Origin of the sequence: Mycolicibacterium chubuense (genome assembly GCF_001044255.1) — a bacterium.
Lineage (GTDB): Bacteria > Actinomycetota > Actinomycetes > Mycobacteriales > Mycobacteriaceae > Mycobacterium > Mycobacterium chubuense.
Map to the genome: position 1 here is coordinate 18,902 of NZ_JYNX01000087.1, position 20,434 is coordinate 39,335.

Annotated in this window: 17 protein-coding genes, 1 tRNA gene and 2 pseudogenes; 7 read left to right on the forward strand and 13 right to left on the reverse strand. The window is 67.6% G+C overall.

Going from position 1 to position 20,434, the window contains the following annotated elements; genetic code table 11:
• Positions 1-2 precede the first annotated feature (2 nt).
• From MCHUDSM44219_RS26615 to MCHUDSM44219_RS26630, 4 genes are all read right to left on the reverse strand, one after another.
• Complete coding sequence (locus tag MCHUDSM44219_RS26615) at positions 3-1,709, reverse strand: HNH endonuclease signature motif containing protein (RefSeq protein ID WP_048421283.1); 1,707 nt, start codon at positions 1,707-1,709, stop codon at positions 3-5.
• A gap of 126 nt (positions 1,710-1,835) precedes the next feature.
• Positions 1,836-2,138 (reverse strand): Rieske (2Fe-2S) protein, encoded by a 303-nt coding sequence (locus MCHUDSM44219_RS26620; RefSeq protein WP_048421298.1) that lies wholly within the window; start codon positions 2,136-2,138, stop codon positions 1,836-1,838.
• Positions 2,139-2,146: 8 nt separating this feature from the next.
• The gene (gene nirB, locus MCHUDSM44219_RS26625) at positions 2,147-4,615 is read right to left on the reverse strand and encodes a nitrite reductase large subunit NirB (protein WP_048421284.1); all 2,469 of its coding nucleotides are present in this window, start codon (positions 4,613-4,615) and stop codon (positions 2,147-2,149) included.
• A 2-nt stretch (positions 4,616-4,617) separates the two neighbouring features.
• On the reverse strand, positions 4,618-4,971 hold the full coding sequence (locus MCHUDSM44219_RS26630; RefSeq protein WP_048421285.1) for a hypothetical protein: 354 nt from the start codon (positions 4,969-4,971) through the stop codon (positions 4,618-4,620).
• 177 nt (positions 4,972-5,148) lie between these two features.
• Between MCHUDSM44219_RS26630 and MCHUDSM44219_RS26635 the strand changes: the two genes are divergently transcribed.
• Together MCHUDSM44219_RS26635 and MCHUDSM44219_RS26640 are read left to right on the forward strand one after the other, a co-directional pair.
• The gene (locus tag MCHUDSM44219_RS26635; RefSeq protein WP_048421286.1) at positions 5,149-6,582 is read left to right on the forward strand and encodes a nitrate/nitrite transporter; all 1,434 of its coding nucleotides are present in this window, start codon (positions 5,149-5,151) and stop codon (positions 6,580-6,582) included.
• 2 nt (positions 6,583-6,584) lie between these two features.
• Positions 6,585-10,523 (forward strand): bifunctional nitrate reductase/sulfite reductase flavoprotein subunit alpha, encoded by a 3,939-nt coding sequence (locus MCHUDSM44219_RS26640; protein ID WP_048421287.1) that lies wholly within the window; start codon positions 6,585-6,587, stop codon positions 10,521-10,523.
• Here MCHUDSM44219_RS26640 and MCHUDSM44219_RS26645 read toward each other — a convergent pair whose 3' ends face one another.
• Together MCHUDSM44219_RS26645 and MCHUDSM44219_RS26650 are read right to left on the reverse strand one after the other, a co-directional pair.
• A complete protein-coding gene (locus MCHUDSM44219_RS26645) occupies positions 10,524-11,144 on the reverse strand; it encodes a TetR/AcrR family transcriptional regulator (protein ID WP_236695590.1) in 621 nt (206 codons plus the stop codon).
• Positions 11,145-11,193: 49 nt separating this feature from the next.
• Positions 11,194-12,060, reverse strand: a complete 867-nt coding sequence (locus MCHUDSM44219_RS26650) for an oxygenase MpaB family protein (RefSeq protein WP_236695593.1) — start codon at positions 12,058-12,060, stop codon at positions 11,194-11,196.
• Between the two features lie 222 nt (positions 12,061-12,282).
• Between MCHUDSM44219_RS26650 and MCHUDSM44219_RS31430 the strand changes: the two are divergent.
• The 3 genes and pseudogenes from MCHUDSM44219_RS31430 to MCHUDSM44219_RS31440 all read left to right on the forward strand — a co-directional run.
• Positions 12,283-13,239 (forward strand): annotated as a pseudogene (locus MCHUDSM44219_RS31430) (DUF222 domain-containing protein); the annotation flags it as partial.
• Between the two features lie 16 nt (positions 13,240-13,255).
• The coding region (locus tag MCHUDSM44219_RS31435) for a DUF222 domain-containing protein (RefSeq protein WP_413783655.1) at positions 13,256-13,581 on the forward strand (326 nt) is incomplete at its 3' end.
• A 1-nt stretch (position 13,582) separates the two neighbouring features.
• Positions 13,583-13,973: pseudogene (locus tag MCHUDSM44219_RS31440) on the forward strand (HNH endonuclease signature motif containing protein); the annotation flags it as partial.
• Positions 13,974-14,246: 273 nt separating this feature from the next.
• Here the strand turns inward: MCHUDSM44219_RS31440 and MCHUDSM44219_RS29855 are convergent.
• The 4 genes from MCHUDSM44219_RS29855 to MCHUDSM44219_RS26665 form a co-directional block, all read right to left on the reverse strand.
• Entirely contained in the window at positions 14,247-14,663 is a 417-nt protein-coding gene (locus MCHUDSM44219_RS29855) for a hypothetical protein (protein WP_131722354.1), read from the reverse strand.
• Between the two features lie 40 nt (positions 14,664-14,703).
• Complete coding sequence (locus tag MCHUDSM44219_RS29860) at positions 14,704-15,834, reverse strand: hypothetical protein (RefSeq protein WP_131722355.1); 1,131 nt, start codon at positions 15,832-15,834, stop codon at positions 14,704-14,706.
• A 10-nt stretch (positions 15,835-15,844) separates the two neighbouring features.
• The gene (locus MCHUDSM44219_RS26660; RefSeq protein ID WP_048421290.1) at positions 15,845-16,126 is read right to left on the reverse strand and encodes a type VII secretion target; all 282 of its coding nucleotides are present in this window, start codon (positions 16,124-16,126) and stop codon (positions 15,845-15,847) included.
• 102 nt (positions 16,127-16,228) lie between these two features.
• Positions 16,229-16,314: transfer RNA gene (locus MCHUDSM44219_RS26665), tRNA-Leu, on the reverse strand.
• A 75-nt stretch (positions 16,315-16,389) separates the two neighbouring features.
• Here MCHUDSM44219_RS26665 and MCHUDSM44219_RS26670 point away from each other — a divergent pair.
• Complete coding sequence (locus MCHUDSM44219_RS26670; RefSeq protein ID WP_048421291.1) at positions 16,390-17,724, forward strand: M20/M25/M40 family metallo-hydrolase; 1,335 nt, start codon at positions 16,390-16,392, stop codon at positions 17,722-17,724.
• 29 nt (positions 17,725-17,753) lie between these two features.
• Positions 17,754-18,293, forward strand: coding sequence for a YbhB/YbcL family Raf kinase inhibitor-like protein (locus MCHUDSM44219_RS26675; RefSeq protein WP_048421292.1), 540 nt, complete (start codon positions 17,754-17,756; stop codon positions 18,291-18,293).
• A 1-nt stretch (position 18,294) separates the two neighbouring features.
• On the opposite strand, the gene MCHUDSM44219_RS26680 is transcribed toward MCHUDSM44219_RS26675, so the two are convergent.
• The 3 genes from MCHUDSM44219_RS26680 to MCHUDSM44219_RS26690 all read right to left on the reverse strand — a co-directional run.
• On the reverse strand, positions 18,295-19,356 hold the full coding sequence (locus MCHUDSM44219_RS26680; protein ID WP_048421293.1) for a quinone-dependent dihydroorotate dehydrogenase: 1,062 nt from the start codon (positions 19,354-19,356) through the stop codon (positions 18,295-18,297).
• Positions 19,356-19,595 (reverse strand): DUF5703 family protein, encoded by a 240-nt coding sequence (locus MCHUDSM44219_RS26685; RefSeq protein WP_082162417.1) that lies wholly within the window; start codon positions 19,593-19,595, stop codon positions 19,356-19,358. Before MCHUDSM44219_RS26685 ends, MCHUDSM44219_RS26680 begins: the two co-directional genes overlap by 1 nt.
• Positions 19,596-19,647: 52 nt before the next feature.
• On the reverse strand, positions 19,648-20,434 hold a 787-nt coding region (locus tag MCHUDSM44219_RS26690), incomplete at its 5' end, for a YncE family protein (protein WP_048421299.1).

Genomic DNA, 20,434 nt, shown 5'->3' on the forward strand with positions numbered 1-20,434 from the left:
GGCTAGAACGCTGGAATCGACCCGCGCAGATACTGTTCAGCCCAGGGCGCGTTGCGCTTTCGCTCGGCATCGATCCGTTGTCGACGTGCCTCTTTGCGGCTGATCCGCCGCTTCGGCATGGTGAGGCCGGCAGTGTGTTTCGGGGGCGGGGTGCCGGACACAGGGACTGGTGCGGTGGGTTCGGACAACTCGGGGAACAACAGTCGGCTGCCTGGGTAACTCGTCGAGGTCTGGCCGCCAGGGTCGGTGAACACGATCGTCCCGTCGGGATATTGCACGTTCGACCAGCCCGGCCAGAAGGTTTTCAGTAGGTGGTGCTGACGGCAGTATCCAGCCAAGTTCGACGCGCACGTCGGTCCCCAGGGATAGGGGATCGTGTGGTCGAGATCGTCGATGAGCCGGGTACAGCCGGGGTGACGGCAGGACAAGTCTCGACCGCGCACGAAGTCGGCCAGCGTTTGCGAGGGTCGGTAGCGCGGTTCAGGTGGGGCCTGGCCCGGATGGATCAGCTTCTTGATCGTGGCGTGCATCGCGAGCTGAGCGACAACCGTCGCAGGCAGAACCGGGCCGCCGACGACGATTCCGGGCGAAGCCGGACTGAACTCGCCGGGGTCTGAGTTCAGTTCGGCAATGAGATGCGCAAGGGTGTATTCGCGCAACGGTTTCGACAACAGCGGCGGCGGCTCACCTGCCAGAGCTCGACGCTGGGCAGTCAGGTCGCCTGTTCGTGGCGTCGGTGGGGGATCGGTCACGAGTCCGGACTCGACTTCGCCCTCGCCTCCGGTTTCGAACTCGGGATCGGTCTCAGCCTCGGGATCACCCTGGGCGTCGGGCTCGGGATGAGTCGGCGGTTCGGAAGCGGGATCCGTGTCTGGCGCCAGGTCAGCGGTTGCACCGTTGCCTGCGTCGCCGAGGACGGCCTCGCGGCCGATGACGTGGATGACGACCCCGCCGACAGGAGGTCTGGCGGCGGCGTCGCAATCGGGTTCCTCGCACATGCAGGGCAACCGGTCCCAGCCGAAGCCCATCGCTCCCAGCGCTGCTGCGCGGCGCTGATCCAGCGTGCGCGGATCATGATCGCACACCGTGCGGGCCAGCAGATCAGCCCGACGGTCGAATGCCGCACCGTCGGTGGCGTTGACGGTCGCGTCCACATGAGCGACTCCGGTGGCGCCGTCGGTGTGCACGGTGACCCCCGTCGTGCGCACCACGTCTTCGACCCGGCGCACCGCATACGGGTCGTGGCGCAGCACAAGCGTGTCGATGTCGGCGTCGGTCTGACTCAGCGATTTGGCGCCCCAATTCCACAGCTGCTCAGCCAGTTCGGCGTCGATCGCCTGTAGTGCGGCAGAATCCTGTACCAGCGCGGTCCGTTGGCAGATGGTGCGCACCAGTAGGTAGGTGATCAGCCCCTCGGCGAAGACCGCGGAGACCTTGGGGAGCCGCTCGCGCAGGATGACCGCATTGGTCAGCAGCGCGTTGACCATTCCACTGGTGAGGGTCTGCGCCGCACCGATCTGCGCGCACACCGAAGACCAATTGTCACAGCGCCACTGCTCCCGTTCGGCCGACCCCGACGCGGCGTAGGTCTGCTCGAGAAGGTCGGCCATCGCCGACAACCGCGCCGCGCACGCGGCGTTCTCGACCCGCGCGTACGCCCGCACCCGCTCACCGGGGGAGGCGGCGCCGCTGACGAATCGATCGAACACACCATCGAATCTATTCGCGCATCGCCGTACGCCGCCACGGCATCCGCGGCCATCTGTGGATAATCACCGCACTGTGGATAGGTCTGTCTCGCAGGATTATTCGTGTCAGACCTAGGTGGTAACGCGCTACAGCGTCAGCCTGATCGTCCCGTCTACAGCCTCCACCGGATAGCTGCGCACGGACAGGCCGGCACCGGATGCCTCGCCGCCCGTCGACATGTCGAAGGTGTGGCCGTGCAGCGGGCACACCACCACGCAGTCGTCGGTCAGTCCGTCGGCGAGCGGACCGCCGCGGTGCGGGCAGATCGCGTCGATCGCCCGCAGCGATCCGTCGCACAGCCGGAAGACCGCGACCTGGGTGCCGTCCACGGCGAACGTCCGGCCCTCGCCGACCGGGATCTCCTCGACCCGGCCCACGTCGATGCTCACCCCGACGCTCACCGCACCGGCACCTGGGGCAGCGGCAGCAGCGGCAACGAGGACCGGAACTGGCCCGGGGTGCGCGGTTCCGCGCCGTCGCGCCACGGATCCCGGTAAGCATCCACCGATTTCTGCATCCGGGCGTCCAGACCGGCGAGGAAGGCATCGTCGGCGTCGTCGATCAACACCGACCGCAGGTGCTCGATCCCGACCCGCGGCACCCACTTGTAGGTCCGCTCCAGCCAATTCGCGCTCTCGCGGTAGTACTGCAGGAAGCGGCCGGTCAGCGTGATCACCTCGTCAGCGGAGTCCACGGTGGCCAGCAGATCGCCCTTGCGGATGTGTGCGCCCGCGGCGCCGCCGACGTAGATCTCCCAGCGGCCGCCGTCTACCGCAACGACGCCGAGGTCCTTGCACAGCGCCTCGGCGCAGTTGCGAGGGCAACCTGTGACCGCGAGCTTCATCTTCGCCGGACTGGCCAACCCCTGGTAGCGCTCCTCGATCGCGATGCCCAGCGCGGTCGAGTCGCCGACCCCGTAGCGGCAGAAGTCGCTGCCCACACAGGTTTTCACCGTCCGGAAGCTCTTGCCGTACGCATAGCCCGACGGCATGTCGAGATCGGCCCACACCGCCGGTAGATCCTCCTTGCGCACCCCGAGCAGGTCGATCCGCTGCCCGCCGGTGAGCTTGATCATCGGGATCGCGTACTTCTCAGCCACGTCCGCGATCGTGCGCAGCTGCGCCGCGTCGGTGACGCCGCCCTTCATCTGCGGCACCACCGAGAACGTGCCGTCACGCTGGATGTTGGCGTGCACCCGGTCGTTGATGAAGCGGGCGTCGCGCTCGTCGACGAACTCGTCGGCCCACATCATCTCCAACAGCGACGCCAGGGCCATCTTCGACCCGGCGTCCTCTCTGCCGCCGGGCGCCAGCGCGGCGAACACCGAGGACACCGAATGCAATTCGAGCTCCCGGATGTGGCGCATCAGCGTCGGCTTGTCATAGGGAACGCCGGGCACGTACCAGGATGCCGACGGGTCCTCGGTGACGGCCCCGCCGGCCGCCCATTCGACCACCTGGCACACCAGTTCCTTGCAGGAGCCACACCCCTTGCCGGCCTTGGTCTTCGCCATCACGCCCGCGACGGACGTCTCACCGCCCTGCACGCAGGACACCAGCGCGCCCTTGGACACGCCGTTGCAGTTGCACACCTGCGCGTCGTCGGCCAGTTCGGCGACACCGACGCCGACCTCGGGAGTGCCGATGTCGAACATCAGCGCCACCCGCTCGTCGGGCAGCGGCAGGCCGCTGTCGAACGCCTGGGTCAGGAACGACACCTTCGAGACGTCGCCGACGAGGGTGGCGCCCACGAGCTTGCCGTCGCGGATCACGACGGTCTTGTAGACACCGTGCTTGGGCTCGCTGTACTGCACGAACTCGTCGTCGGGATGTTCGGGTGCCTTGACGCCCATCGACGCGACGTCGACACCGGCCACCTTCAGCTTCGTCGCGACCCGCGAACCGTGGTAGGACGACGTCACATCCGCGCCGGTGAGGTGGTCGGCCAGCACCTTGGCCTGCTCCCACAGCGGCGCCACCAGTCCGTAGACCTGGCCGCGGTGCTGGGCGCACTCGCCGACGACGTAGACGTCGTCGTCGTCCACCGAGCGCATGTGGTCGTCGGTGACGATGGCACGCTCGACGGTCAGGCCGGCCCGTTGAGCCAGGCCGACATTGGGCCGGATACCCGCGGCGATCACCAGCATGTCGCAGTCCAGCTGGGAACCGTCGGAGAACCGGATCCGGGTCAACCGGCCGTCGGTGACGACCACCTCGGTGGTGCGTTTGTCGGTGTGGACGCCGATGCCCAACGACTCCACCGATTTCCGCAGGATCGATCCCGCCGGATCGTCGAGCTGCGCGTTCATCAGCGTGGGGCCGGCATGGACGACGTCGACCGTCAGCCCCCGGTTCTGCAGGCCGCGGGCCGCCTCCAGCCCCAGCAGTCCGCCACCGATCACGACGGCCTTGCTGCGGGTGCCCGCCTCGGCGATCATCGCCGCGGTGTCGTCGAGGGTGCGGAACCCGAACACGCCGTCGGCCAGCATCTTGTCGTCCGCCCACAGGCCCGTCATCGGAGGGAAGAAGGAGCGACTGCCGGTGGCGAGGATGAGTTTGTCGTAGTGCAGCGTGGTGCCGTCGTCGGCGTGCACCAGGTGCGCGAACGTGTCCAGCCGGACCACTCGCACCCCGGCCCGCAGGTCGATGTCGTTGTCGGCGTACCAGTCCAGCGTGTTGAGGTAGATCTGTGTCGGATCATCGGATCCGGCAAGCACATTCGACAACAGGATACGGTTGTAGTTGCCGTAGGGCTCGTCGCCGAACACGGTGATCCGAAACTGCTCGGCGCCGCCGCGGGCCAGGATCTCCTCGAGCGCGCGGACCCCGGCCATTCCGTTGCCGACGACCACCAGGCGCTGCGCCACGGTCAGACCTCCACCAGGCCGAGGTCGACGATCACCGTTCCGCTCAGCCCGTCGGGCGCGACCACGTACAGCTCGAGCACGGTGTCGGCCAGCAGATCCTCCACCACGCGCAGCGCGACATGGGTGGCGCCCCTGGCGGCGATCGGGAAGTAGCGCATCGGCACACCGTCGCGGTACAGGACCACGCTGATCATCTGCTTGGTCGAGTTGCCGCCGCGGAAGTAAACCGGCTGCGCCGTGGCGCCGACGGGCACCACGTACCGCAGCGCGTCGTCGAGGGGCGCCGGTTTGTCGTAGCCGCTGCCGTCGAACGCGAAAGCGCCTTGCAGGAAACGGGGACTGCTTCCGTCGGTCATGTCTGCAAGCTAAGAGCCGTGTGTTTCCGGGTCGTTTCGCCGGGAAGTCACACGTGGATCTCCCTGATCACAGTGGACACCGCCTCACGGTGAGCCGTCCGGCCATGTGAGGGCGAGTTTTCCCCCGTGTCATCGAGGTGCAACGGGTAGGGAATGACCTGCGCTTTCACTGGGGCCATGGCAACAGGGACAGCGGAGACAGCCCGTCAGCGCGATATCGAGCACTGGGACCCCGAGGATGTCGAGTTGTGGGAGTCTGGCGGCAAACAGATCGCCAAGCGCAACCTGATCTGGTCGGTTGTCGCCGAACACGTCGGGTTCTCGGTCTGGTCGATCTGGTCGGTGATGGTGCTGTTCATGCCGCAGAACGTCTACGGCATCGACGCGGCGGGCAAGTTCTATCTGGTCGCCATGCCCACGCTGATCGGCGCGTTCATGCGCATCCCGTACACGATCGCGCCCGCCCGGTTCGGTGGCCGCAACTGGACGATCGTCAGCGCGCTGCTGCTGCTCATCCCGACCCTGTTGGCGCTCTACTTCATGAAGAACCCGGCGTCCTACACCACCTACATGGTGATCGCCGCGTTCGCCGGACTCGGCGGCGGCAACTTCGCCTCGTCGATGACGAACATCAACGCGTTCTACCCGCAGCGCCTCAAAGGATGGGCGCTCGGCCTCAACGCCGGCGGTGGCAACATCGGTGTGCCCGTCATCCAGCTGATCGGTCTGCTGGTGATCGCGACACTGGGCAATACCCGGCCCGAAATCGTCTGCGCCGTCTACCTCGTCGCGATCAGCGTGGCGGCGCTGGGCGCCGCGATGAACATGGACAACCTGCGCAACCAGAAGTCCAACCTCGGCGCGCTGGTGGAGGCGTTGCGGTTCAAGCACTCCTGGGTGATGAGCTTCCTCTACATCGGCACCTTCGGCTCATTCATCGGCTTCTCGTTCGCGTTCGGCCAGGTCCTGCAAATCAACTACCTGGCATCCGGGGACAACGCCGCACAGGCGTCCCTGCACGCCGCCCAGATCGCGTTCCTCGGGCCGCTGCTCGGCTCGATCGCCCGCCCGTTCGGCGGCAAGCTCGCCGATCGCATCGGCGGCGGCAGGATCACGCTCTACACGTTCGTGGCGATGATGTTCGCGGCGGGCATCCTCGTTGCCGCCGGCACGCTGGACGACGCTCAGAAGGGCGCACCCAGCGGTGGCCAGATGGTCGGCTACGTCGCGGGTTTCATGCTGCTGTTCGTGCTGTCGGGCATCGGCAACGGCTCCACCTACAAGATGATCCCGTCGATCTTCGAGGCGAAGGCTCAGGGTCGTGACGATCTCGACCGCGAGGGGAAGGCCGCGTGGTCGCGGGCGATGTCGGGGGCGCTCATCGGCTTCGCCGGCGCGGTCGGCGCGCTGGGCGGGGTGTTCATCAACATCGTGCTGCGCGCGTCCTATGTCAGCGACGCCAAGTCGGCGACCACCGCGTTCTGTGTGTTCCTGGTCTTCTACGTGGTATGCGCCGTCGTCACCTGGTTCGTGTTCCTGCGCCTGCGGGAGCAGCGGGCACACAGCGGGGAACACCTCGGGCGCGCGTCCACGCCGGTGCCCGCCGGATAGCCATGATCCGGACCGCCTGCTCGTATTGCGGGGTGGGGTGCGGGATCTCCGTGGAGACCCGCACCGACCCCGCGACGGGGGCACCGGTGATCGCCAGGGTCGCCGGGGACAAGTTGCACCCCACCAACGCGGGACGGCTGTGCACCAAGGGTGCGACGCACGCGGAGATGATGGCCGCCACCGACGGCCGGTTGACGACGGCGCTGCTGCGACCGTCCCGCGACGCCGACCCGGTGGCCGCCGACGTCGACGATGCACTCGCCGAGGCGGGCCGACGGCTGCGTGCCATCGTCGACGAACACGGACCGGACGCGGTGGCCCTGTACGTGTCGGGGCAGATGTCGATCGAATCGCAATACCTGGCAACCAAACTCGCTAAAGGCTTCCTGCGGACCCTGCACCTGGAATCCAACTCGCGGCTGTGCATGGCCAGTGCCGGCACCGGGTACAAGCAGTCCCTCGGCGCCGACGGACCACCGGGGTCCTACACCGACTTCGACTGCACCGACCTGTTCTTCGTCATCGGTTCCAACATGGCCGACTGCCATCCGATCCTGTTCCTGCGGATGGCCGACCGACTCAAGGCCGGGGCGAGGCTGATCGTCGTCGACCCCCGCCGCACCACCACCGCCGAGAAGGCCGACCTCTACCTGCAGATCCGGCCCGGCACCGATCTCGCGCTGCTCAACGGCATCCTGCATCTGCTCGTCGAGAACGGCGCCGTCGACGAGCAGTTCATCGCCGAACACACCGAGGGCTGGGAGGCGATGCCGCCGTTCCTGGCCGACTATCCACCCGACCGGGTCGCCGCGATCACCGGACTCGCCGAAGCCGACATCCGCACCGCCGCCACGATGATCGCCGATGCAGGGGAGTGGATGACCCTGTGGACGATGGGGCTCAACCAGAGCACCCACGGCACCTGGAACACCAACGCGATCTGCAACCTGCACCTGGCCACCGGAGCGATCTGCCGGCCCGGCAGCGGACCGATGTCACTGACCGGGCAGCCCAACGCGATGGGCGGACGGGAGATGGGCTACATGGGGCCGGGTCTCCCGGGGCAGCGGGCGGTGTTCTCGGCCGAGGACCGGGCGTTCGTCGAAGCGCAGTGGGGGGTCGAGCCCGGTACGGTTCGCGCCGCCGCCGGACCCGGCACCGTCGAGATGTTCCGCCGGCTCGCCGCGGGGGAGATCAAGGCGGTGTGGATCATCTGCACCAATCCGATTGCCAGCATGGCGAATCGAGACACCGTGATGGCGGCTCTGCGCGCCGCCGAGTTGGTCATCGCCCAGGACGCCTACGCCGATACGGCCACCACCCGCTACGCCGACATCGTGCTGCCCGCCACGCTGTGGGCCGAGGCCGACGCGGTGATGGTGAACTCCGACCGCACGCTGACGCTGCTCGCACAGTCCCTTCCGCCGGCGGGGGATGCGCGACCTGACTGGGAGCTGATCTGCGGCGTGGCACGCCACCTCGGTTTCGGCGATGCCTTCGACTACAAGTCGAGCGAGGAGATCTTCGACGAGATCCGCAGGTTCGCCAACCCCCGAACCGGATACGACCTGCGCGGCGTCAGCTACGAGCGACTGCGTGGCGCGCCGGTGCAGTGGCCGTGCCCGCCGCAGGCCAGTCCGGACGGCTCACCCGATCGCAACCCGATTCGCTACCTCAACGACGGTGTCTCGCAGACGCTGTACACCGACGCCGACGGGCGTCGGCCGCGGCTGGCGTTCGCCACGCCGTCCCGGCGCGCCGTGTTCCTGCCCCGGCCGCACATGGACGCGGCCGAACTGCCCGACGACGAGTACCCGATGGTTCTCAACACCGGTCGTCTGCAACACCAGTGGCACACCATGACCAAGACAGGAAAGGTGGACAAGCTCAACAAGCTCAACCCCGGCCCGTTCATCGAGGTCCACCCCGACGATGCCGCGGCGCTCGACATCGCCGACGGGCGCGACGTTGAGGTGGTGTCGCGCCGGGGCCGGGCGGTTCTGCCTGCCGTGGTCACCGACCGAGTGCGGCCGGGTAACACGTGGGTGCCGTTCCACTGGAACGACGAGCACGGCGAGCACCTGACCGTCAACGCGCTGACCAACGACGCCGTCGATCCCGATTCGCTGCAACCCGAGTTCAAGGTCTGCGCTGTGGCGTTGCGGCCGGTGCCGGTCACCGCGCCGCACCTCACCGAGCACGAGAACCTATATCTGCAGGGCTTTTTCGCCGGTATCGAGCAGGGGCGTCCCGGCGTGCCCGTCCTGCCCGCGGACGCGCCGGTGAGTGCGCGCACCCGGCTGTACATGGAGGGCCTGCTGGCCGGCCGGTACTCGCGCGCGCCCGACGAACCTGCGACGGACGGCCCGCTGGTGTTGTGGGCCTCGCAGACCGGCACGGCCGAGGAGTTCGCGGCCACGCTGGGCCGACGCCTCGCGGCCGGGCGATTGTCGGCGATGGACGACGTCGACCCCGCCGACCTGGCCGGCGCCGGTGATGTCGTGATCGTCACCAGTACGTTCGGCGACGGCGGGCCCCCGGACAACGGTGCCTCGTTCTGGGAGCGGCTGGCCTCGCCGGATGCGCCCGCACTGGACGGCGTGCGCTACACGGTGCTCGGCCTCGGCGACCGCTCGTACGACAACTTCTGCGGGCACGCCAAATCGCTGGACGCCCGGCTCGCCGACCTGGGGGCGACTCGCGTGCTCGACCGGGCCGACTGCGAGGCCTACGACGACGAACCGATGGCACGGTGGGCGGACTCGGTCGCCGAGGTGATGGCCACGGCGCCCACCGATCCGATACCGGCTGCGCCGGCTGCGCCGGCGATCTTCACCCGGGCGCACCCGGTCTCGGCCCCGCTGTGCCGCAACGTTCGGCTGACTCCGGCCGGCGCGGCCAAGGAGGTGCGGCAGCTCGGGTTCGACCTCAGCACCCACGACGTCGCGTATGCGGCAGGCGACTCGCTCGGCGTGTTCGTCGACAACTCCGCGTTCGCCGTGGAGAAATGGCTGTCAGCAACAGGTTTCACCGGCAGTGAGGACGTGGTCGTCGACGGTGCCCGGATGTCGTTGCGGGAGGCGCTGATCGGGCACTACGACATCTGCAAGGTGACGTCGAACCTGGTGAGCTTCGTCGCCGAGCACTGTCCGGACCCCGCGGTCGGGCGTCTGCGCCGGGATCGCGCCGCGCTAGACAGATGGCTGGTGAACCGGAACGGTATCGACCTGGTGACGGAGTTCGGTGTGCGCGCGGACGTGGAGCTGTGGCAGGAGGTGCTGGTGCGTCTGACCCCGCGGCAGTACTCGATCTCGTCGAGCCCGCTGGTCAGCCCGCACGAGGTGCAACTGACCGTGTCGGTGGTGCGCTACCGCGGGCCGGACGGCAGCCCGCGGGGCGGCGTCGGCTCGACGTATCTGGCCGATCTCCCCGACGGGACGCCGGTGTCGGTGTTCCTGCAGCGCTCGCCGCATTTCCGCCCGCCGCAGGACGCGGGGACGCCGATGATCATGGTCGGGCCGGGGACCGGCATCGCGCCGTTCCGCGCGTTCCTGCAGGAGCGCCGGGCGCTGGGGCACAGCGGACCCAACTGGCTGTTCTTCGGCGATCGGCACCGCACGCAGAACTTCTACTACCGCGACGATCTGCTCGACATGGTCGACGACGGCTTCCTCAACCGGCTGGATCTGGCGTTTTCCCGCGATCAGGCGCAGCGGGTGTACGTGCAGCACAAGATGCTGGACTACGGCGCCGATGTCTGGCGCTGGCTCGAGGACGGGGCGCACCTCTACGTCTGCGGGGACGCCACCCGGATGGCCAAGGACGTCGACGACGCGCTGACGGCCATCATCCGGACCCACGGCGGGATTAACGAGGAGGCCGCTCGGGCCTACAAGCGAGAACTGGTGGGGGACAAGCGCTACGTGCGCGACGTGTACTGACTACGGTTCGCGCCGCGACGCACGCGCGATCGCAGTGACCAGACGGGTGGCGCTGTCGGCCAACGCGTCGCGTTCGATGTCGAGCCGTCCGTCGAGCCACTCCAGATAGAGAAAGATCAGTGCTCCGGAGAGCGAGGCGGCCAGCACGCCGAGTTCCTGCGCGTCGCGGGGCGCCTCGCGCCTGTCGGCGCTCTCCAGCGCCGGAATCACCGAGGCGATGAATACCGGGGCCTTACCGGACTGGTGAGCGCGCAGCGTCTCATCCGACATCGGTTCCCGCAGCAGGATGCGCGCACGCCGGGGATCCTCCTCGAAATACTCCGCGCACGTTTCGAGAACCGTCCTGATCGACAGGGTGCGATGACCCTGCCCCGCACGAACAAGACGCTCGAAAAGCTCGGCCTCGACGTGGTCGTAGGTCGCAATGAGCAGATCTTCGCGACTGGAGAAGTTCTCGTAGAAGTACCGGGGGCTCAGCTTCGCCGTTCGGCACACACCGCGCAGCGTGACGACCGCGGCGCCACCGCTTCCGACCAGTTCCAGGCAGACGTCCAGGAGTTGCTGCCGGCGTTCCGCCGATCGGTCATCCATGGTCTGGCCCCGCCACACGGTCTTGCTCACCCCGCAATGATGCACGGGGGACGTCGCCTCGGGCGTCCTGCGGTCGCGTCTACCGCATCTGCGCCGATGCGGCCCACTGAGACCGTCGTATCCCGTCGGCGTTTTCCGCGCCGATGAAGGCGCTCACGATCGTCGTGCCGATTGCCCTGATCTGCAAGAGGGCGAAGATCGGAAGCGAGGCGACGTAGACCAGCGCAAGCAGCGGATCCGCCACCGCAGGAATGTGATGCTGCCGACGGCAGGGCCGCGGTATGGCGCCATAGGCCAGGAACGTGGTGGCGAGAAGGACGATGTCGGCGGCCATGGTCACCACCGTGTCGGCAGGGGTCCATCTGAGTTGGCTTGCCGCCGTGCGCAACTGATTGCGAAAGTAGCCCTCGCGAGTCCGATACCTGTGCGATTGGGCGCGATAGTAGTCAGCAACCTGCTGCGCGGTCACGGGCACCTGTTCGCGCGGGACCCCCATCAAGACCGCGAGCTCCGCAGTCTCGGCGAAGAACTGATCGCGTTGATCATCGGGAAGCCGCCTCGGTCGGTTGAAGCCCTGGATTGCATAGCGTTCGTAGGCGATCAGCGCGCCGTGGGCGATCGTCACCGCCGCGAACAGCATGGTGTCGGTGTTGACGGCCGCGTACGGCTGACCGTCGTCGGTGTTGGTTCCCCTCATCGGGCGGTGGTAGGCCGTGAGGCGGCCCGCGCAACGACGCGCTGCTTGCCGGTCGCCGAAGATGATGGGCAGGGGGCCGACGACGGTGCGGCGCAACCGGTCGGTGATCCGACCGCCCTTCGTGGCGGGATCGCCACGCCAGCTGCGCTGCCTCTTGGGGTTGGTCGGATACAGGGGGTCGTGGTCGAGCAGTACCGATTGAAAGTCGACGTGGGGAGCCTCGAGAAGGTGGGTGATCTGAGCGATCATCAGCGGCACCGCCGGTGCGCTCAGCACCTTCCATGAGATGGACCCGGGCCCGAAGTAGCCGAGGTCGTGGTCGCTGTCGACCGCCCACGTCGAGGACGGTCCGGCCACCGACGGCGATGGCGTTGTGGTGCGCGGGGCAGGGGTGGCTTCGGCAGTCATAGGAATCAAGTGTTTCCTATGACTTCATTGAAGTCAACGGGTCCCGTTTTTGTCGGTTGTCGAATGTATGTTCGAATCATGTCGACGGCGGATCTGCGAGCGGCGGTGGCCACGGTGGTGGCCGCGGTCGACACCCTGGCCGGCTGCGATTCCGACCTGGCCACCCGCGCCGAACTCGTCGACGTCTTGGACGAGCTGGAGACGGTGTGGTGCCGGCTGCCCGCGGTGCGCCACCGCCTGTTGGCCCGGCTGCAGGTCGAGACCACCCCGCAGCAGATGGGCGCCAAGAACTGGAAAGACGTGCTGGCGATCCGGTGGCGGATCTCGCACTCCGAAGCCCACGGCCGGTTGCGCGACGCCGCCCTGCTCGCCCCCCGCCCACAGATCACCGGACCGGCCCTACCTCCCGCGCTGGCGGCCACCGCGATCGCGCAGGACAAGGGCCTCATCAACGGCGAGCATGTCGCGGTCATCCGAAAAACCCTGGCCAAGCTGCCCGGCTTCGTCGACCCCAGCACCCGCGACCAGTTCGAGGTTGACCTGGTGCGCACCGCCGTCGGAGTCGGCCCGAAAGAACTTCAGGACACCGCCGATCTGCGGCTGTTCCTGCTCGATCAGGACGGCCCCGCACCCGACGAGCACGACCGCGCCCGCCAACGCGGGGTGACCAAACACGCGCAGCGCCGCGACGCGATGACCGACCTGGCCGCCCGGCTCACCCCCGAAGCGTGGGCAGTGTGGGAAGTGCTGTTCGCCAAGTACGCCGCACCCGGCATGTGCAACCCCGACGACCCGCAGCCGTGCACCTCGGGCACCCCGACCCAAGCCCAGATCGACAACGATCACCGCAGCCTGGCCCAACGCCAACACGACGCCCTGCTCGCCGTCGGGCGCATCGCCCTGATGAGCGGACAGTTGGGTCAGCTCAACGGGTTACCGGTATCGGTGATCATCCGCACCACCCTCCAAGACCTCGAATCCCGGGCCGGGATCGGCGTCACCGGCGGCGGCACCCGCCTCNGGGTTACCGGTATCGGTGATCATCCGCACCACCCTCCAAGACCTCGAATCCCGGGCCGGGATCGGCGTCACCGGCGGCGGCACCCGCCTCCCCATCGCCGAGGTCATCAAGATGGCCGGCCACGCCAACCACTACCTCGCCGTGTTCGACCGGGCCACCGGGTCGGCGCTGGACCTGTTCCGCACGAAACGGGTCGCGTCCCCCGCGCAGCGGATCATGCTCATCGCCCGCGACGGCGGCTGCACCAAACCGTGCTGCACCGTCGGCGCCTACGGCACCCAGGCGCATCACGTCACCAGCGACTGGGCCGCCGGCGGGAACACCAACATCAACGACCTCGGNACCGTGCTGCACCGTCGGCGCCTACGGCACCCAGGCGCATCACGTCACCAGCGACTGGGCCGCCGGCGGGAACACCAACATCAACGACCTCGGCCTGGCCTGCCCACCGGACAACCGCAGCGTCACCGCCGGCGGCTGGACCACCGAAATGAACAACCGCCACGAGGTCGAATGGACCCCACCGCCGCATCTCGACACCGGCCAAACCCGCGTCAACACCTACCACCGCCCCGAGGTGCTGCTGCGCCCACCCGACGACGAACCACCGGCAACCGCCCCGCCCGCCGAACCGGCTGAGCCGCCAGCGTCGACCGACGCCGAACCACCCACCACCGCCGACGACCCCGCAGAACCCAGCGGACCCGCCCCACCCGACAACGAAGCAGCTTGACCGCAGTCAGGGAACACATACCCACTGTGGGTCACTTGTTCGCGCTTTGAGATAACCCGCGCGAGAATCCAGCGTGGCTGCGCTGCGACCCGTCGTCCGGAAACATGCGCTTAGACCGCGTGGCATCAACGATCGTGGCGGACGTTTGCCTCTGTCGGAGTCGCGATGTTGACAGCAACGAAGCGGGTGCCCCGAGAAGTGCACAGTCAAAGCGATCCCAATATGCCGACCGGAGCTCATCTTTCGGGGACCTGCTTCCCCAGGTGTCTCATGTCAACAGTTGTCGGGTGTCCTCGGCGAGGATTCTGATCGCTTCTTTTCGTGCTCGGCGACTCGCCGCCCTTCAGGCGTTGCTGTAGCAGCTGCGACGCCTTTGTCAGTGAGGTTCAACCACAATCGGCCGAACCACGCGATCGGCTCGTGATACTGCGCGATGTAGCTACGCTGCAGTTCTTCGAGTGAATCCTCAAGGGGCTCTGAAACGAACTCGCCATTATCCGGGTAGCCCGTTTCGACCAAGCCGTCCTCTACAAGCGTCCGGATTACAGAAATTGTGACAGCCTGCAACTCGGTCGCATCCGCGTTCGGAAGCTCCTGCTCGACGAGCCAATGGATTCGGGGCAGATCAACGCAGTCGACGAGGCCGTCCAGCAGTATTTCCCGACTTACCTTCTCAGCTGCTTTCGTCATCGCATGATCCTCCAGCTCTTACATTGCATTACTTTGATGCTCACGGTTCCGAGGAGTCGATGAGAGGCGGTACTGCGGGTAGAACCGATGGAGGTGCGCCCGGCCCTCCCGGGTCGACGAACTGAGGTGGCCCGACCAGAGGCAAGCCCGGACGCAACAACGGCTCTGGAACGCGCACCTGTGGTGGTCGAACGGGGGCCGCAGCCATTGCTCGAGGCATGTTGATCTCTCCTCCAGTTGCGCTATTGACGTGAATCTTGAATTTCGTCCCGTCGGCTAGCTTGATGTCCATCGTTAGACCGTGTTTCACGCTGGCGCCTTGTGATACGACTGTGCCGTCTGGCAGCTGATACATGGGCTGTCCGCCTCGATAAGGGTTGGGCGACTGGTAGTCCGTCGCGCCACGGGTCACCCAGTCGGCGAAGCGCCGTAGCTGTTCTTGGTCGCGCACTTCAAGATAGTTGCTGCGCGTCCCTGAAGGGAGGTCTTTGACCGCTTCCCGTATCGCCCCAGCAGTGGCGATTGGGCCCGGGCCGCCTGTGCCAGGTTCGATTCCTGGCTCTGGATACACCGGACCTTCGACGAACGTCCGGTTGTCGATCAGTTGGATAGACGAAGTGCGGTCGACCTCTGAATTCGGGGAAGCTCTCAGTGCCAATACAGCTTTCAAATGTTCTGCCGCAGATGAGATTTGGCGTCCCGTCTCTGCATCGAGCGTCAGGAGAGCAAACACCCGCTTCTGTATGAGAACCGCGAACGATTCCGCCTGCGCCGTACGCGCATAGAATTCGGCCGGGAACATCGCGGTGGCGTCTCTGGCCGTCACAGAAAGATCCTCGCCAACTGAAAATCCTTCGGCTTCAGCTTCGCCTACCGCAAGCAGCACGCTCTTTTGGGCCGCGGCCAAATTCTCTGCGGAGGCCGTTGCGCTGGTTGCGGCGTCAATCAGCTTCTGGACGGCCACACAAACTGTCGCGTGATCTCTTTCCAATCGAACGAGCGCGGCATCGGCACCCGCACCGATCCACGTCGTTTGCCGCGGAGAACGTATCTCGCGGTGCACGCGAGTAAAGGCGCTGTCCCAGACTTCCGCCGTGTTCCGCCAGAACGTTCCGGCCTGACTCAGATGCTCGACGTCCCAGTTCTGTATCTGAGACAGAGTCGGCGTCATAGAGCACTGCTCACAACCAAAGCCCCTTGAGCCGATCGCTGGAAGCAGTGTCCTGATCGGTATAGCTCGCGGCGGCCATGGACGCTTTGTCGGCGACCTCCATCAGCCGCGCTGCCAGGACACTTCTTGCCGACGCGATGGCCGCATTCATTCTGGTGACCGCTGCGACGGTGGCCTGACACGATCCACCAGTGACCTCGGGTGAGATCACGGAGGCAATGTCCTCAGAAGACTCGTCGCAAACCCGAGCGAGGACTGACAGCCCGTCAGGATCGACAGAGAGAATCCCCACGACGAAAAGCGTAATCAGCTCAACGGGAGGGCTTCGACACCAAGTTCCGACGACTGCGAACAGCGCCGGTCCGGCGGCGCCACACGCAGAAAGAAGAAAAAGTGTCCGAGGGGGGACTTGAACCCCCACGCCCGTTAATAGGGCACTAGCACCTCAAGCTAGCGCGTCTGCCATTCCGCCACTCGGACCAGTTCGAAGGCAGCTTAGGTTAACGGATCGGCGGCCTCGGACCCAAACCGGGACCGGGTGGTAGGAAAGGGAGCGTGAGCGGTCCCCAGACTCCCAGCGACGAGGTCGTCGACATCGTCAGTGCCCTCATCCGCTTCGACACCTCCAACACCGGTGAACTCGCCACCACCAAAGGTGAGGCCGAGTGCGCCCGGTGGGTGGCCGAACAGCTCGAAGAGGTTGGCTTCACCTGCGAATACATCGAGGCCGGGGCCCCAGGGCGGGGCAACGTGTTCGCGCGCCTCAAGGGTGCCGACTCCTCCCGCGGGGCGCTGATGCTGCACGGCCACCTCGACGTCGTGCCCGCCGAAGCCTCGGACTGGAGCGTGCACCCGTTCTCCGGCGCCGTCGAGGACGGCTACGTGTGGGGCCGCGGCGCGGTCGACATGAAGGACATGGTCGGGATGATCATCGCGGTCGCCCGGCACTTCAAGCGGGCCGGCATCGTCCCGCCCCGCGACCTGGTGTTCGCCTTCGTCTCCGACGAGGAGGCCGGCGGCAACTACGGCTGCAAGTGGCTCGTCGAGAACCGCCCCGACCTGTTCGAGGGCGTCACCGAGGCGGTCGGCGAGGTCGGCGGCTTCTCGCTCACCGTGCCGCGCCGCGACGGCGGCGACCGCCGGCTCTACCTCATCGAGACCGCCGAGAAGGCGATGATGTGGATGCGCCTGACCGCCCGCGGCCACGCCGGCCACGGATCCATGGTGCACAACGACAACGCCGTCACCGCCGTCGCCGAGGCCGTCGCCAAACTGGGCCGCCACCGCTTTCCGATCGTGCTGACCGAATCGGTCGAGCAGTTCCTCGCCGCGGTCACCGAGGAGACCGGCTACAGCTTCGACCCCACGTCACCCGACATCGACGGCGCCGTCGCCAAGCTCGGCTCGATCGCCAAGATCGTCGGCGCCACCCTGCGCGACACCGCGAACCCGACGATGCTCAAGGCCGGCTACAAGGCCAACGTCATCCCCGGCACCGCCGAGGCCGTGGTGGACTGCCGGGTGCTACCCGGCCGGCTCGCCGACTTCGAGCGGGAAGTCGACGAACTCATCGGCCCCGACGTCACGCGCGAGTGGATCACCGAACTGCCCTCGTACGAAACACCCTTCGACGGCGAGCTGCTCGAGGCGATGAACGCGGCGATCCTGGCCGCCGACCCCGACGCCCGCACGGTGCCCTACATGCTCTCCGGCGGCACCGACGCCAAGCACTTCGCCCGGCTGGGTATCCGGTGTTTCGGTTTCGCGCCGCTGCGCCTGCCTCCCGAGCTGGACTTCGCCGCGTTGTTCCACGGCGTCGACGAACGGGTACCCGTCGACGCGCTGACCTTCGGTGCGCAGGTACTCGAGCACTTCCTCCTGCACAGCTGACAACCCACATCGCGAAAGGACTGTGTCACATGGCTTTTGACTACGATCCCTATTCCTTCCTGCCGGAGCTGCCCAGCTTCACGCTCACCTCGCAGTCCTTCACCGACGGCGCCGTCTGGGGCAACGACCAGGTCAGCGGCATCATGGGCGCGGGCGGCAACGACGTGTCCCCGCAGCTGAGCTGGTCGGGCTTCCCCGAGGAGACCCGCAGCTTCGCCGTCACCGTGTACGACCCCGACGCGCCCACCGGCTCCGGCTTCTGGCACTGGGCGGTGTTCAACCTGCCCGCGACGGTCACCGATCTGCCGGCCGGCGTCGGCGACGGCAGCAGCCAGGGCTTCCCCGGTGACGCCGTCACGCTGTCCAACGACGCCGGTCTCAAGCGGTTCATCGGCGCCGCACCGCCGCCCGGGCACGGGCCGCACCGCTACATCGTCGCCGTGCACGCGGTCGACGTCGAGAAACTCGACGTGCCCGCCGAGGCCACGCCGGCCTATCTGGGCTTCAACCTGTTCAGCCACGCGATCGCCCGCGCGCTGATCACCGGCACTTACGAGAACAAGGGCTGAGTCAGCCGGCCGCCGAGCCGACCGCCTCGGCGAGGCTGCGAAAACCGTTGGCGTGCAGCCGGTGGGCGATCCCGTCGTTGACCGACCTCGCCCACAGGCCACCGCCGTAGACGAAGCCGGTGTAACCCTGCAGCAGTGACGCGCCCGAGATGATGCGCTCCCATGCGTCGTCGGCGGTCTCGATGCCGCCGACGCTGATCAGCACCAGGGAGCTGCCGACGCGCCGGTGCAGCCGGCGCAGCACCTCCAGCGAGCGGCGCGCCACGGGCGGGCCGGAGATGCCGCCGGCGCCCATCTCGTCGACGCCGGGGGTCCGCAGGCCGGCGCGCGAGATCGTGGTGTTGGTGGCGACGATGCCCGCCAGCCCCAATTCGACCGCCAGATCGGCGATCTCGTCGATGTCGTCGTCGGCGAGGTCCGGCGCGATCTTCACCAGCACCGGGGTGGACGTCGCGGCGACCACCGCCGCCAGGATCGGGCGCAGCGACTCGACCGACTGCAGGTCGCGCAGCCCCGGCGTGTTCGGCGAGCTGACGTTGACCACCAGGTAGGCGCACAGCGGCCCGAGAAGCCGTGCGCCCTCGGCGTAGTCGTCGACCGCCCGCTCGGGCGGGGTCACCTTGTTTTTGCCGATGTTCACGCCGATGGGCACATCGGGATGCGCGCGGGCCAGTGTCCGGACCATCGCCGCCGCGCCGTGGTTGTTGAAGCCCATCCTGTTCAGCAGCGCCCGGTCGTCGGGCAGCCGGAACAGTCGCGGCGCCGGGTTGCCCGGCTGCGGACGTGGGGTGACCGTTCCGACCTCGGCGTGGCCGAAGCCCAGCGCGCCCCACGTGTGCACGCCCAGGCCGTCTTTGTCGAAGCCGGCCGCCAACCCGAGCGGGGCGGGGAACCGGACCCCGAAGACAGTGCTCGCCAGCGCCGGGTCGTAGCGCGACAGTTTGCGCGCCAAGGCTTTTCGCGCCACGGGCGGTGCGGTCACGGCCCGCAGACCGGCGAAGACGACCGTGTGGATGCGCTCGGGGGGAACCAGGAACATCGCGCGCCGCAGCGCCGCGTACATCACAGCGCCGGCAGGTCGGGGCCCTGCGCCGCGTCCCCGCGCTTCTTACGCCGCAGCAGCACCCGCCGGCTGCCGTCGGTGTAGAGCCGCACGCGGGTCAGCTCCCAGCCGCGATACTCGGCTTCGATCGACAGCCGCACCGACGCGGTGACGCGGGTGACATCGGGGGGCAGGCGCAGCGGAACCCACTCGTACTCGCCCGGATCGTCGGCGACGGCCTTGCTCCAGGCTGCGGGCATCCGCCCACGCGAACCCGCACTCACTGTGCTCTGCTCTTCGCGCAAGCGCTCATCACTGTGCCGCTCCCGGGATCATCTGGACACCGCCGCCTGTGCCCGACACCACGTACAGGGTGCCGGACGTGTCGTCGAAAGCCAGCGTGTTGGGTTGCTGCACGGTTCGATATCGCACCTTCTCGACGGGAATCCCGGTCGCCAGATCGTAACCAACGACGGTGTTCGTCGCCGTCTGCGCAACCCAGGCGAGTCCGGATTTCTTCCCGCCCGACGCCGTCAGGCCGTACGGCGCATCGGGCACGGGGTAGCGCTGCCGCAGCATCAGCGGGTCCACGCCGTAGACCAGGAGTTCGCCGCCGCGGGTGTCGGCGACCAGCACCCGGCCGTTCGGGTCGGCGGCCATCGTGGTGGCGCCCTCGCCCGCCCGCAGCGCGTGCTCGGCGCTGGTGCCGTCGGTGTTGAGGCTGGTCACCGACGTCTGCCCACGGTCGAGCACCACGGCGGTGTCGCCCTGGGTCACAAGGCCGTCGACGCGGGCGAAGATCTTCAGGGACGCGCCGACCGCGGTGTCCGACGACAGCGTGTACACCGTGCCGTCGGCGCTGCCGAGCACCAGCCGGCCGTCACCGCGGCGCGCGATCGCGGTGAAGTCGACATCGTCATGGTCGGCCACCGCCACCCGGGTGGCCCGGCGCGCCGCGACGTCGACCACGAAGTAGCCGCCGCGGGTGGCCACCGCCACCCGGCCGGGGCCGTCGGCGGTCATCGCGGTCGCGCCGCCGGCGAGTCCGATCGGGGTGGCCGCGCCGCCCGGGGCGATCGTCGTCACCGTGGCGCGGTCC

What these genes read in the sequence shown, in the direction of transcription:
- MCHUDSM44219_RS26685 (WP_082162417.1), bottom strand. Translation starts at nt 19,595, where the DNA reads ATGCCCGCAGCCTGGAGCAAGGCCGTCGCCGACGATCCGGGCGAGTAC.
- MCHUDSM44219_RS29855 (WP_131722354.1), bottom strand. Translation starts at nt 14,663, where the DNA reads ATGACGAAAGCAGCTGAGAAGGTAAGTCGGGAAATACTGCTGGACGGC.
- MCHUDSM44219_RS29860 (WP_131722355.1), bottom strand. Translation starts at nt 15,834, where the DNA reads ATGACGCCGACTCTGTCTCAGATACAGAACTGGGACGTCGAGCATCTG.
- MCHUDSM44219_RS26650 (WP_236695593.1), bottom strand. Translation starts at nt 12,060, where the DNA reads ATGATCGCTCAGATCACCCACCTTCTCGAGGCTCCCCACGTCGACTTT.
- MCHUDSM44219_RS26680 (WP_048421293.1), bottom strand. Translation starts at nt 19,356, where the DNA reads ATGTACGCGGCGCTGCGGCGCGCGATGTTCCTGGTTCCCCCCGAGCGC.
- MCHUDSM44219_RS26630 (WP_048421285.1), bottom strand. Translation starts at nt 4,971, where the DNA reads ATGACCGACGGAAGCAGTCCCCGTTTCCTGCAAGGCGCTTTCGCGTTC.
- MCHUDSM44219_RS26675 (WP_048421292.1), top strand. Translation starts at nt 17,754, where the DNA reads ATGGCTTTTGACTACGATCCCTATTCCTTCCTGCCGGAGCTGCCCAGC.
- MCHUDSM44219_RS26640 (WP_048421287.1), top strand. Translation starts at nt 6,585, where the DNA reads ATGATCCGGACCGCCTGCTCGTATTGCGGGGTGGGGTGCGGGATCTCC.
- MCHUDSM44219_RS26635 (WP_048421286.1), top strand. Translation starts at nt 5,149, where the DNA reads ATGGCAACAGGGACAGCGGAGACAGCCCGTCAGCGCGATATCGAGCAC.